Origin of the sequence: Micromonospora sp. NPDC047644, from assembly GCF_040704315.1 — a bacterium.
GTDB lineage: Bacteria > Actinomycetota > Actinomycetes > Mycobacteriales > Micromonosporaceae > Micromonospora.
On the sequence record NZ_JBEYSY010000020.1, the window covers coordinates 73,829 to 86,815 of the forward strand.

Consider the following 12,987-nt stretch of genomic DNA (forward strand, 5'->3'; position numbering starts at 1 on the left):
CAGCGACTTTTGCCTACCACCACAACTCCATGATCGACGCGGACAGGGGCGGAGCCCCGACGCGGACCGGGGCGGAGCCCCGGGGCGGACAGGGGCGGGGTCAGGGCATGGGGCGCTTGAGGTGGTAGCGGTGGACTTCGGTGCTGCCTTGGACGTTGTTGACATCCTCGGCGGCGGAGACCAACTCCCACCCCTCCCGGCCGGCGCGGTTGAGGTGCGCGATGGCGGTGTCGCCGTAGGCGGTGATGTCCTTACGTGACCCGTCCGGCGCGTACCAGACGAACGAGACGTGAAAATTGCGGCCCTGTCCCTGATAGCGGCGGACGAGCAGGGCGTACTCCCAGGCAACCATGCGGCTTATTATGACCGTCCACCGAGGACGGCGGAACGCGGGTCGTCGCGCATTGCCATCCGATGAACGCGGTGTGTCAACCCGCCGGGCGAGTCAACTCGTCGGTGATCAGCTCGGCGAGGCGATCCAGCCCGACGTCGATCTGCTCTGGTGTGACCGCGCTCACCGACAACCGCAACGCGCACACCGGGGCGGTGTCGTCGTAGAAGTGCGCCATCGGCGTCCACAGCACCCCGTAGTCGCGTGCCGAGCGGTCCAGCAACGCGTCGTCGACTTCGAACGGCACGGTCACCACCACGAAGAACCCGCCGGCCGGCACCGTCCAGCGCACCCCGGGCTGGTCCGCCTGAGCCAGCCGGTCCGGCTGGTCCGGAAAGCGCCGGGTGAGGCCGGCCACCAGGTGGCGCAGATTCCGGGTGTACGCGGACCGCTCCCGGGTGTTGGCGGCCACCAGGCTGCAACCGTGCTCCAGCAGCCGGCCTCCGATCACCGCCTGCGCGATCGGCGACGTGTTCACGGTGACCATGCTCTTGATCATGGCGAGCTGGTCGGCGAGCGTGCCGACCGGCCCGGCCGGGCCGCCGACCCGCTGGTCGGCGACGACGTAGCCGACCCGCGCCCCGGGGAGCACGGTCTTGGCGAACGAGCCGAGGTAGACGACCCGCCGGCTGGTGTCCAACGCCTTCAGGGTGGGCGGGCGCGGCCCGTCGTCGCTGTGGAACAGTCCGTACGGGTTGTCCTCCAGCAGCAGCAGATCCTCCTGCGCCGCCAGGTTCAGCAACCGTTGCCGGTGTGCGGTGTCGATACTGACGCCGGAGGGGTTGGCGAAGTCCGGCATCAGGTAGCAGGCGCGCGGCCGCAGCCCCGCAGCCCGGGCCCGGCGCACCTGGTCGGCCAGGTCGGCCAGGTCGACCCCGGTCGGCCCACCGGCGACCGGCCACACCGGCAGGTCCACCAGCCGGGCCGCCCCGGTCAGGCCGACGTAGGTCGGGGCGACCGCCAGCAGCACATCCGCCGGCCCGGCCCGTAACGCCCGCAGCACCAGGAACATGGCCTCCTGGCAGCCGACGGTCACCACCACGTCCTCCGGGTCGACGGTGATCCCCTCGTCGACGGCGAGGTTGCGGGCGATCAGGTGGTGCACGATGCCCTTGGTCCGGCCGTACTGCAGCAGCAGCCGCCGGGCCTGCTCGGGTCGGTGCCCCAGGTCGTCGACGAGGTGGCGGTGGAAGGTGTCCAGGTGCCGGTGCACCGCCGCGACGTCGAAGAACTCCTCGTACGGCCGGCCGGCCGCGAGGGACACCGCCCCCGGGTGGCGCTCGGACACCTCGTTGAGGAAGTTCATCGAGGTCAGCGCCGGATCACCCAGCGCGGGGTGCAGGTCGGCGACGGTCAGGTCGACCGGTTCGGCAGCGCTCATCCCTCAGCCCACCCCGACGGTACGCAGCTGGCCGGCCGCCGCCGGATCGGCGCAGCCGGCCAGGGTGAGCGCATCGGTCAACTCGGCGGTCAGCAGCCCCAACGCGTCCCGGGCGGCCGGTTCGCCACCGACTGCGAGGGCCCAGAGCAGCGGTCGGCCGACGAGCACCCCGGCCGCACCCAACGCCAGCGCCCGCAGCACGTCGGTGCCGCACCGGATGCCGCTGTCCAGCAGCACCTGGCAGCCGTCCCCGACCGCGTCGACGACCTCCGGCAGCATGGTGACGCTCGCCGGTGAGCCGTCCAGTTGCCGCCCGCCGTGGTTGGAGACGACCACCGCGTCCGCGCCGACCCGTACCGCCTCGGTGGCGTCGCGCGGGTCCAGCAGCCCTTTGACCACCAGCGGAAGGTCGACCTGCTCGCGCAGCCACGCCAGGTCGGTCCAGCGCAGCGCCGGCGCGAACGACGCGGCGGTGTGCGCGGCGATCGCGGACACCCCGGGGGCGCCGGAGTGGGCCAACGCGTCGCGACCGTCGGGGAGGTTCGCGGCCACCACCTCGGCCGGTAGCCGAAACGCGTTGCGCAGGTCCCGGGGACGTCGGCCGAGCACCGGGACGTCCACTGTGACCACCAGCGCCCGGCAGCCGGCCGCGACGACCCGGTCCAGCAGGTCGCGGACGAGCGTCCGGTCGCGCAGCCAGTAGAGCTGGAACCAGACGTCCGCGCCCGTCCGGGTGACCTGTTCGATGGGGGTGCTGCCCAGCGTGCTGGCCAGGTACGGGATTCCGGCCGCGCCGGCCGCCGCGGCCAGAGCCAGCTCTCCGTCCGGGTGCACGAGCCGCTGGTACGCCATCGGCGCCACCCCGACCGGCATGGCGTACCGACGGCCGAGCAGGTGGGTGCCGAGGTCGACGGTGTCCACGCCGCGCAGCACCCGGGGCAGCACCGCGACCCGGTCCAGCGCGCGACGGTTCGCGGCGAGGGTCACCTCCGCCGCGCTGCCGCCGGCCAGGTAGTCCCACACGTCCGGCGGCAGCACCGCCCGGGCACGCCCGGCGTAGTCGGCGAGCGACACGGCCGGCCGGTCGGCCAACCCCCGCTCACCCATCGCCGGGCCCCGTCGCGGTCACACCGGCTGCCTCGCCCGGGCCCGCCGGGGCCGGCAGTCCGAAACGCTCGCGGAGGAAGGCCGCCGCATCCTCCTGCGCGCGCCGCCCGTCGGTGAAGGTGCCCGGCATGGCGAAGAACCCGTGGATCATGCCGGGGTAGTGCGCCAGCCGGGTGGGCACGCCGGCGTCGCGCAGCCGATCGGCGTACCGCTGCCCCTCGTCGCACAGGGGATCCAGTTCGGCGGTGACCACCAGGGCCGGCGGCAACCCGGACAGGTCCTCGGCCAGCAGCGGCGAGGCCAGCGGGTCCCTGGCGTGCGCCGGGTCGACCAGGTAGTTCCTCCGGTACCAGACGACCGAACGGCGGTTGAACAGCGCCGGGTCGTCGTCCCCGGCCGGCTCGCCGCTCTGGTCGGTGTTCGGGTACACCAGCAGTTGCGCGGCGAGCGGCGGCCCGTCCGTACGACTGAGCAGGGTGACCGCGGCGGCCAGGTTCCCACCGGCGCTGTCCCCACCGACCGCCAGCCGGCTCGGGTCCACGCCCAACCGGTCGGCGTGCCGGGCGATCCACCTGGTGGCGGCGTGGCAGTCGTGCACCGCCGCCGGGAAGGGGTGCTCCGGGGCGAGGCGGTAGCCGACGGTGATCACCTGACAGGGCACGGCGTTGGCCAGCCGCCGGCAGATGCCGTCGGCGGTGTCGATGCTGCCGAGCGTCCACCCGCCGCCGAAGAAGTACAGCAGGGTGGGCAGCGGTCCCGACCCGGCCGGTCGGTACACCCGCAGCGGCAGCTCCCCGGCCGGGCCGGGGATCCGCTCGTCGCGTACCTCGGTCACCGGCTCGACCGCGCCGCTGCCGGCGCGGATCGCGGCCAGGTCCGCGGCGCGGGCCTCGGAGAGGGTCTGTGCGTACAGCGGTGGGGTGCCGGCCGCGGCGCGGGCCGCCCGGTACGCGGCCACCTCCGGATGCACTGCCATGTCGCTCCTATCCGCCGGTGCTGACCAGCAGCTTGTCGATGCCACGCAGGAACAGGCTGCCGCTGAATGTCGGTGTCTCGGTGACCGTCAGCGCGGGGAACCTGCCGAACAGCCGGGGCAGCGCGAGGCGACCCTCCAACCGCGACACCGCCGCGCCGAGGCAGAAGTGCAGACCCACCCCGAAGGCCAGCGACGGCGGGCCGGGACGGGTCGGGTCGAAGGTGTCCGGGGCCGGGAAACGGGCCGGATCGCGGTTGGCCGCGCCGATCATGATCAGCACGTTGTCGTCGGCGGCGACCGGCACGCCGTGCAGCACGGTGTCGGCTGGCGCGGCGCGGGCCAGGAAGTGCACCGGGCTCGCCAACCGCAGCACCTCTTCGACGCAGCCCTGCGCCAGCGTGGCGTCGGTGGGCAGCGTCGCGACCGTGCGCGGGTGGGCCAGCAGCAACGGCAGCCCGTTGCTGAACATGTAGACGGTGGTGACGAAGCTGGCGTTGAACAGCACGATCAGGTTGCTGACCAACTCGTCCTCGGTCAGCTCCACCTCCCCGGAGTCGAGCGCCTCGACCAACGCGCTGAGCAGGTCGTCCCCGGGCAGCCGGCGGCGGTGCCCGATCAACTCCCGGTAGAAGGCCCGCAACTCCTCGGCGGCGGTGTTGGCCGCGGCCAGCCGCTGCGGGGTCTTCCCCGCCACGTCCAGGAAGTCGTCGATCCACTCCACCCGCTCGCGGTACCACGGCAGATCAGCGGGCGGGATGCCGATGAACTCGGCCATCACCAGGGCCGGAATCGGGTACGCGAAGTCGGCCACGAAGTCGACCACGCCATCACCGGCGTCCGCCATCCGGTCCAGCAGCTCGTCGACCACCCGCAGGATCACCGGTTCCAGCGCGCCGAGCCGGCGCGGTGTGAAGGTGCGGGAGAAGACGTGCCGCATCCGGGTGTGATCGGGCGGGTTGACGAACATCATCGAGGTCTGGAAGGTCCGCAGGATCTCCTGCTCCTCCCAGCCGGGCGGCGGCTGTTTCGTCCATTCTGGATCGCGGAGCAGCCCGTCGACGAGGTCGTAGCCGACCGCGACCGCGGCGACCGTCCGGTGCTCGGCGCGCGCCGGCACCGCGCTGATCGGGCCGAGCCGGTGCAGCTCCGCGTACCACGGGTACGGATCCTGTCTGCCCTCTTCGCTGTACAGGCCGGTGAGTAACTCCCCTACCTCCATGATCAAAATCCTCCCCAGGATGTCGGTGACCGGGGGCGGCGGGGATCACCCGCCGCCCCCGGTCCGGATCACAGGTCGAGCAGCCGCAGCGGCACGGCGTCCGCCAGTGCCCGGTTGCCGGCGTCGTTCGGGTGGATGTGGTCCCCCGAGTCGTACGCGGGCAGCAACTGGCTGGGCCGTGCCGGGTCGCGCAGCACCCGGTCGAAGTCGAGCAGCCCGTCGAACTCCCTGCTGCCGCGCAGGTACGCGTTCACCGCCTGGCGGGTGGCCTCCTTCTGCGGCGTCCACACCCCCGGCGCGCCGTGCCCCTCGTACGGGGTGAGCGTGGCCACCAGACTGGTCAGCCCGCGCTGCTGGAGCTGCTGGTTGATCTGCCGCAGCGTGCCGATGATCGCCTCGGGTGAGTCGTTCGACATCCAGATGTCGTTGATGCCCAGGTGGGTGACGACGGTCCGCACCCCGGTCTGCGGAAACACGTCCTCGTTGAGCCGGGCCGCCGCGTTCGGGCCGAGCTGGAAGTAGCCCGGGTAGTTGCCGTCGCCCGGCTCGGTGCCCTCGTGGTTGAGCCGGTTGCCGGCCAGGCTCAGGTTGAGCACACCTGGGGTGCGCTTGTCCGGCCGGTCGGCGAGCAACCGGTCGGAGAGCAGGTCGGGCCAGCGCCGGTTGGCGTTGACGGTGCTGCCGTTGCCGTCACCGATGGAGTCGCTGAGCACGACCAGCGCGCCGGGGCTGCCCTTGCGCTGCACGTCGACGCCGGAGAGGAAGAACCAGCAGCAGGTGGGACGGGTGGTGAAGCCGGTGCCCTCGGCCGCCCCGGTCAGATCCCCGGCGCCGATGAAGTTGGCCTGCTGGGACTGCCCGTGGAACGTGGTCGGGCCGGTCGGCGTCGGGAAGTGCAGGGTGACCACCAGGTCGCTGTCGTCGGCGACCGGGAAGGCCAGCGGGTCGCTGAGCAGTTCCGCGCCCCGGTTCATGGTCGCCGTGGTGGCGCCGGTGAAGGTCAGCGGCCGTACCGAGGCCGCGTCGATGTCGGAGAGGTCGTCGGGGGTAGCGGTGTTCGGCCGGGCGACGGTGGCGCGACCGACGGCCACCGCCTGCTCGCCGTAGAGGTTGCTCAGGCGGACCCGCAGCGCCGGGCCGCCCACGGAGACGTGCACGATCATCCGGACGCTCTGGTTGTTGAGGCCGGTGTTCGTCAGCCCGACCGAGTTGCCCCGGGTGACCGCGGTGGCCCAACTGCCCGCCCACTCGGCGCGGGGGTCGGGTCGGCCGGCGGCGGTGCCGGACGGACCGGCGCTGGCGACGACAGCGGGTGCGCCGGCGACCAACAGCGCGGCCGCAGCGGCGATGACAGGCCATCTCTTCGGGGTTGCCGTTGCCATGGAACCTCCATCGTGTGGCAGCCCAGGGCCGTCCGCTGACGGCGCCCGCCTGGACGATGGTCCAGAAACCTAGCCGCCGCCGCTGACGGGCGTCAATCAACCTGATCGACGCGATCAAATGTCCGGCGGGCCGTTCGGATCGCCCGTCGGCACGGTTCCGACCAGCCGTTTCGCGCCTAGGCTTCCAGGCGGCGGCGGTGCGGTCGCCGAGCGCGCCACCGTCGCGTCGTCACCGGGAACTGCCCGGGGACCGCCGCTTTCTCAGATGGGGGCTGCCGGATGACTGACGGACCCGGGCACACCACGACCTACGTGGACAGGGTGTTGGACCTCTTCGCCGAGTTCGGCGACCGGGAGGCGCTCGTCGGCGCCGGTCGCCGTCTCACCTACGCCGAGGCCGCCGCGCTGGTCCGGGCGATGGCCGCAGCGTTGACCCGGCACGGCGTACGGCCCGGGTCGGCGGTGCTGGTGACGGTCGCGAACGCGGTGGAGGGTCCCCTGCTCCAGCTCGCCCTGCATCTGCTCGGCTGCCGGACGATGTGGGTCGCCCCGGTGACCGCGCGCCGGGAGGTCGACGAGTTCATCCGGTTGGCCCGCCCGGACGCCCTGGTCTACGACGCCCGGGACCGGGCCAGCCTGGGCCCGGAGCTGGCCGCCGCGCTGCCCGGCACACCGGTGTGCTGTCTGGGCTCGGGCGGCGCCGGCCCCGATCTCACCGCCGACGCCGACGCCGAGGTGGCGGGTCTGCCGGCGTCGGCGCCGGCGCCCGAGTCGTTCCTGCAGACCAGCGGCACCACCGGCAGCCCGAAGCTGGTGCACCACCGGGAGAGCTTCTACGCCCAGATCCTCACCCTGGCGGCCGACTTCCGCGCCGCCGGGTTCCCGTTGCTGCGGCACCTGTCGCACTCGCCGATGTGGTTGGCCAGCGGGCAGATCACCACGCTGTTCAACCTGTTCACCGGCGGGGTGCTGTTCCTGCGCGACGACTGGGACCCGGTGGCCTTCGTGGAGACCGTGCAACGGGAGCGGATCAACTCGACCTTCGTCACGCCGCCGATGCTCTACGAGGTGCTGGACCACCCGGCGTTGGTCGGCGCGGACTTCTCCGCCATGTTCATGTTCAACGTGGGCGCCGGGCCCGCCGCGCCCGCCCGGCTGCGCCAGGCCATCGCCCGGTTCGGCCCGGTGCTGCGCATCGTGTACGGCCTCAGCGAGGCGGTCGTGATCACCGCGCTGCCCGGGCTGACCGACGATCCGGAGCACCCGGAGCGGTTGCGCTCCTGCGGGCGGCCCTACGGCGACGTCCGCGTCGAGATCCGCGACGACGACGGCGCGGTGCTGCCGACCGGCCGCGACGGCGAGGTGTGGGTACGGACCCGTCTGAGCTTCGCCGGCTACCACGGTCAGCCGGAGCTGACCGCGCAGACGCTCGTGGACGGATGGGTGCGGACCCGCGACATCGGCCACCTCGACGACGACGGCTACCTCTACCTCGTCGACCGGGCACACGACATGATCGTCACGCACCGGCGGAACTGGGCGATCTTCTGCCGGCCCATCGAGGACGTGCTGGTCGGGCACCCCCAGGTACGGGCCGCCGCCGTGATTGGCGTGCCGGACGAGACGGTCGGCGAGGTGCCGCACGCGTACGTGGTGCTCGGGCCGGGCGCGACGGTCACCGGGGCGGAGCTGATCGACCTGGTGACCGTCGAACTCAACGAGATGTGGGCGCCGGCCACCGTGGAGGTCCTCGACCGGCTGCCGGTCAACCGGTCGATGAAGGTGGACAAGCGGGCGCTGCGCGCGCGGTACGCGGCCCACCGGGCGGCGGCGGTCGGGGCGTGACCGCCCGCCGGCAACTGGTCGTCCTGGTCAGCGCGGACCTGATCTCCAACCTCGGCACCCGCATCTCGGTGGTGACCATTCCGTGGCTGGTGCTGGTCACCACCGGCAGCCCCACCAAGATGGGTCTGGTCGCGTTCGCCGAGACCCTGCCGTACCTGCTGTCCAGCGCGTTGGGCACGCCCTGGGCGGACCGGATCGGCCTGCGCCGTACCTCGATCCTCTGCGACGCGGGCAGCGCGGTGGTGATGGTCGTCGTGGCGCTGACCCCGTGGTTGGGTTTCGTTCCGCTGGTGGCGCTCGTCGCGGTGGCCGGCGCGCTGCGGGGCATCGGGGACCGGGTGAAGCACGTGATGTTCCGGCCGGTCGCGGAGGCCGCCGGAGTGCCGCTGATCCGCCTGACCTCCGCGTACGACGGGCTCAGCCGGGTGGTGACACTGTTCGGCGCCGCGGTGGGGGGCCTGCTGATCGCCGTCTTCGGGGTGACCGAGGCGATCCTCATCGACGCGGCGAGCTTCGGTGTCTGCGCGTTGCTCATCGGCGTCCTGGTCCGCCCGCCGGCCGCCCCGACGCGCCCCAGCCAGCCGGAGAGTTACCTGCACGCCCTGCGCGGTGGTTTCCGTTACCTGGGCCGGGACCGGCCGCTGCTCGGCATGCTCGCCGTCATCTCGGCGCTGAACATGGTGGCCAACGCCAGCGTGGCCGTCTACATCCCGGTCTGGGTCGCCCGGGAGCTTCCCGGCCCGAGCGGTCTCGGCCTGGTGTTGGCGGCGTTCTCGGCGGGCGCGCTGCTGGGCAACCTGGTGTTCACCGCGCTCGGGCCCCGGTTGCCGCGGCGGCTGACGTTCCTGCTCGGCGCGCTGGTCGCCGGCACGCCCCGGTTGGTGGCGCTGGCGATCAGCGACGAGCTGCCGGTGGTGCTCGTGGTGACGTTCCTGTCCGGGATCGGCATCGCGGCGGTCAACCCGCTGCTCGGAGTGGCGCTCTACGAGCGGGTGCCGCCGGAGTTGCAGACCCGGGTGATCGGCATCGCGGGTTCGTTGGCGTTCGTCGGTCTGCCGGTCGGCGCGCTGCTCGGCGGTTGGTCGGTGGACGCGCTGGGATTCACCCCGGCCCTGCTGAGCATGGCGGCGGCGTGCCTGGTGGTCACCGCGTACCCGCTGCTGAGCAGGGCCTCCGGCCCGGAGACACCGGTGCGGCCCACTCCCGCCACCACCCGGTAAACCCGTTGCGGGCCCGGGCGGGCTGCCGCAGGCTCGGGCCGATGAACAGACAGCCCACGGACGACGTGCCGGTGACCGACGCCGCGGCCGACCGGATCGACACGGCCCTGGTCCGCCGACTGGTGGCCGAGCAGTTTCCCCGGTGGGCGGAGCTGCCGATCCGCCCGGTCGAGGTCGGCGGCTGGGACAACCGCACCTTCCATCTGGGCGAGGAGATGACCGTCCGGCTGCCCAGCGGCGCGGGGTACGCCCTCCAGGTCGCCAAGGAGCAGCGCTGGTTGCCGGTGCTCGGGCCCCGGTTGCCGGTGCCGATCCCCGTGCCGCTGGCCCACGGTCGTCCCGGTGCCGGATACCCGTACCCGTGGTCGGTCTACCGCTGGATCGACGGGCGCACCGCCCGAGCCGAGCGGATCGACGACCTGGCCCGGTTCGCCACCGACCTCGCCGCTTTCCTGCGGGCCCTGCGCGGCGTGGACGCCACCGACGGCCCGGCGGCCGGCCCGCACAGCGCCTGGCGGGGCGGCCCGCTGTCCACGTACGACACGGAGACCCGGGCGGCGATCGAGACGCACCGCGACCGCATCCCTGTCACGGTGGTCACCGGCATCTGGCAGGCCGCCCTCGACGCCACCTGGGCCGGGCCGGCGGTCTGGTTCCACGGCGACGTCGCGGACGGCAACCTGCTCGTCCGCGACGGCCGGCTCGCCGCCGTCATCGACTTCGGCTGCTCCGGCGTGGGTGACCCGGCCTGCGACATCGTGATCGCCTGGACCCTGCTGCACGGCACCAGCCGGGCCGCCTTCCGCGCCGCGCTCGGTCTCGACGACGCCAGCTGGGCCCGGGGCCGGGGCTGGGCGCTGTGGAAGGCGCTGATCCTCCTCGATGATCAGGACCCCGCCAAGGCCGAGTGGGCCTGGCGCGTGCTCGGCGAACTGCTCGCCGAGCACCGGGCGGACCGCTGAAGCGTCACCGGTCGGCGGGGGCCGGGGTGGCGTGCTCGCTACGGCAGCGCGGGCAGCGCAGCCGCGCCCCGGCTGCGGTCCGGGGCACCCGCAGCCGCTGACCGCAGCCGCAGGTGAGCACCGGAGCGGACGCCCGCAGGTACTCGTCCCGCTCCCGTCGCGGCCACCGGCTGTGGCAGCGGGCGCACCACTTCGGCGGGTAGCTGTGGTAGTGCGCGAGGCCGAACGCGCCCGCGACCATCAGGGTGACGGGGACGAGCAGGGCCAGCAACGCGAGCAGTGCGGGCAGCAACCCCCCGAGGCCGCCGGACACCAGCGCGAAGACCACCGTGAGCACCACCACCGGCACCCCGAGCAGGGTGAACCCGAAACCCCAGGCGAACAGCAGCAGGGACGGCACGAACAGCCACATGCCGGCAGGCGCCCACCGGCGGACGCCGTACCCACCGCAACGGGGGCAGTTCGGCGACGCCTGGTGCGGCACCGACCGCAGCACCTTCGGCGTCAGCCACTCGACAAGCCGTTTGACGATCTCCTCGACCAGCTTCGCCGCGAGGGCCTGGAGGAACGAGTCGATGGCGCTCACCTCCCCCCGGACAGAAGGCCCCGGCGCCGCCGCACCGGACGGCCGGCCCACCGACCATCGTGCCCGGTCGGCGCCACCATCTGATCCCAGCGCACCGACCGCGACGCGCGAACGACGCCGATCCGACACCCGAGGGTGTTCGTCAGCCGTTCCCCTGCTCGCCGCACACGCGTCGGCCGGGTCGGCTACCGTCGGCGGCCCTGCCACCCAGGAGGCCGCCAGGTATGACGTCGTCAGCCACTCGCCGCAGCAACGCCGAGGTCACCGCCGTTCACCGGATCGGCGACAGTGCCCCGCACAGCGCGTTCACCGACCTCGTCCGGTACGCCGGGGGCTGGTTCTGCGCGTTCCGGGAGGCCCGGACCCACCTCAGCGACGACGGCGTGATCCGGGTGCTGACCTCGGCCGACGGACGATCGTGGCGGTCCGCCGCAGTCCTGCGGCAGGCGGGCGTCGACCTGCGTGACCCGCGCTTCGTCCCCCGGCCCGACGGGCGGCTGCACCTGCTGGCGGCGGCCGCCACCGGCGCAACCAGCAAGACGTTCCAGACGGTGACCTGGCAGTCCGGCGACGGGCATGCCTGGGGTGATCCGGTCCCGGTGGGCGAGCCGGGGGTCTGGGTGTGGCGGGCGGCCTGGCACGACGACGCGATGTACGGCGTCGGCTACGCCACCCGGGAGCCGAGGTTCGCCCGGCTCTACCGCAGCACCGACGGGGTGGACCTGCGGCAGTGGGTGCCGACGTTGTTCGCTGACGGCTACCCCAACGAGTCCGGCCTAGTCTTCGCGCCGGACGGTACCGCCCTGTGCCTGCTGCGCCGCGACGGCACCGACGCGAGCGCGCAGCTCGGCCGGGCCGTGCCGCCGTACCGGGACTGGACCTGGACGGATCTGGGTGTCCAGGTGGGTGGGCCGACGCTGCTCCGACTGCCCGACGGGCTGCTGCTGGCCGGGGTACGCCTGCACGACGGCGGGGTCCGCACCGCGATCTGCGTCGTCGACCCGGACCGGGGCGAGCTGACCGAGCTGGTCGCGCTGCCGTCCGGGGGCGACACCAGCTACCCCGGGCTGGTCTGGCACGACGACCTGCTGTGGGTGAGCTACTACTCGTCGCACGAGGGGAAGACCTGTGTCTACCTGGCCGAGGTCAGCCTGACCGGCTGAGCCTGGCCCGGCAGCCCAGCGGTCGGCTAGCGTGCCGACATGCCATCGACGCTCACCGAATCGACGGACCCGTACTGTCTGCGCCCCGGGGAGGCCACCGGACTGCTGGACGGGCACCGGTGGCGGCGGTTCGTGGCGCTCGGCGACAGCGTCGTGGAGGGCATGTGTGAGCCGACACCGGGCTACCCGGACGTGCAGTGGGTCGACCGGGTCGCCGCGGAGCTGACCGCCGTGCGCCCCGAGCTGGCGTACCGGAATCTGGGTCGACGCGGGCTGCGCGCGCACCAGGTGCGGGCCACCCAGCTCGCCCCGGCGCTGGCCTTCGCACCGGACCTGGCGCTTGTCGTCTGCGGCGGCAACGACGCCTTCCACCCGGCGTACGACGCGGAGGCGGTGGACGCCGAGCTCACCGCGATGATCGTCGCGCTGCGCGAGGTGGGCGCCGACGTGATCACCCTGGGCATGTTCGACGTCTCGCACAGCCCGGCGGTGCCCGCGCACCTCCGGCCCGGCCTGGGCGACAGGATGCGTCGCCTGTCCGCCCATACGGCGAACCTGGCCGAGCGACTGAACACGATCCACGTGCACCTGACCGACCATCCCCTGACGGCCGATCCCACCCTCTACAGCACCGACGGCCGTCACGGCAGCGCCCGCAGCGACGCCATAGCCACAGCCCAAACCCTGCGCGCCCTCTCCCCCCACCGCACCCCCCGCACTCCCTGACCCCGCCCCCACCCACCTGTTGATCATGA

12 protein-coding genes are annotated in these 12,987 nt (G+C 73.1%); 5 read left to right on the top strand and 7 right to left on the bottom strand.

The annotated features are described in order from the left end of the window. Window positions 1–100: 100 nt before the first annotated feature. From AB0877_RS28105 to AB0877_RS28130, 6 genes are all read right to left on the bottom strand, one after another. On the bottom strand, window positions 101–361 hold the full coding sequence (locus AB0877_RS28105; RefSeq protein ID WP_366612622.1) for a hypothetical protein: 261 nt from the start codon (window positions 359–361) through the stop codon (window positions 101–103). A gap of 67 nt (window positions 362–428) precedes the next feature. Further along, entirely contained in the window at window positions 429–1,772 is a 1,344-nt protein-coding gene (locus AB0877_RS28110) for a PLP-dependent aminotransferase family protein (protein WP_366612574.1), read from the bottom strand. Window positions 1,773–1,775: 3 nt separating this feature from the next. Further along, the gene (locus AB0877_RS28115) at window positions 1,776–2,879 is read right to left on the bottom strand and encodes an alpha-hydroxy acid oxidase (RefSeq protein ID WP_366612575.1); all 1,104 of its coding nucleotides are present in this window, start codon (window positions 2,877–2,879) and stop codon (window positions 1,776–1,778) included. Beyond that, entirely contained in the window at window positions 2,872–3,855 is a 984-nt protein-coding gene (locus tag AB0877_RS28120) for an alpha/beta hydrolase (protein ID WP_366612576.1), read from the bottom strand. Before AB0877_RS28120 ends, AB0877_RS28115 begins: the two co-directional genes overlap by 8 nt. 7 nt (window positions 3,856–3,862) lie before the next feature. Further along, window positions 3,863–5,074, bottom strand: a complete 1,212-nt coding sequence (locus AB0877_RS28125; protein ID WP_366612577.1) for a cytochrome P450 — start codon at window positions 5,072–5,074, stop codon at window positions 3,863–3,865. A gap of 68 nt (window positions 5,075–5,142) precedes the next feature. After that, a complete protein-coding gene (locus AB0877_RS28130; RefSeq protein WP_366612623.1) occupies window positions 5,143–6,423 on the bottom strand; it encodes an SGNH/GDSL hydrolase family protein in 1,281 nt (426 codons plus the stop codon). 312 nt (window positions 6,424–6,735) lie between these two features. On the opposite strand from AB0877_RS28130, the gene AB0877_RS28135 reads away from it, so the two are divergent. The 3 genes from AB0877_RS28135 to AB0877_RS28145 are packed head-to-tail and all read left to right on the top strand — an operon-like array spanning window position 6,736 to window position 10,483. Further along, complete coding sequence (locus AB0877_RS28135; protein WP_366612578.1) at window positions 6,736–8,301, top strand: AMP-binding protein; 1,566 nt, start codon at window positions 6,736–6,738, stop codon at window positions 8,299–8,301. After that, a complete protein-coding gene (locus AB0877_RS28140) occupies window positions 8,298–9,521 on the top strand; it encodes an MFS transporter (protein ID WP_366612579.1) in 1,224 nt (407 codons plus the stop codon). The genes AB0877_RS28135 and AB0877_RS28140 overlap by 4 nt, the downstream gene beginning before the upstream one ends. Before the next feature lie 41 nt (window positions 9,522–9,562). Next, on the top strand, window positions 9,563–10,483 hold the full coding sequence (locus AB0877_RS28145; protein ID WP_366612580.1) for an aminoglycoside phosphotransferase family protein: 921 nt from the start codon (window positions 9,563–9,565) through the stop codon (window positions 10,481–10,483). 4 nt (window positions 10,484–10,487) lie between these two features. Here the strand turns inward: AB0877_RS28145 and AB0877_RS28150 are convergent, their stop codons facing one another. Beyond that, the gene (locus tag AB0877_RS28150) at window positions 10,488–11,069 is read right to left on the bottom strand and encodes a hypothetical protein (protein ID WP_366612581.1); all 582 of its coding nucleotides are present in this window, start codon (window positions 11,067–11,069) and stop codon (window positions 10,488–10,490) included. Between the two features lie 224 nt (window positions 11,070–11,293). Between AB0877_RS28150 and AB0877_RS28155 the strand changes: the two genes are divergently transcribed. Then, window positions 11,294–12,232, top strand: a complete 939-nt coding sequence (locus AB0877_RS28155; RefSeq protein ID WP_366612582.1) for an exo-alpha-sialidase — start codon at window positions 11,294–11,296, stop codon at window positions 12,230–12,232. A 39-nt stretch (window positions 12,233–12,271) separates the two neighbouring features. Beyond that, the gene (locus AB0877_RS28160; RefSeq protein ID WP_366612583.1) at window positions 12,272–12,958 is read left to right on the top strand and encodes an SGNH/GDSL hydrolase family protein; all 687 of its coding nucleotides are present in this window, start codon (window positions 12,272–12,274) and stop codon (window positions 12,956–12,958) included. Window positions 12,959–12,987 lie beyond the last annotated feature (29 nt).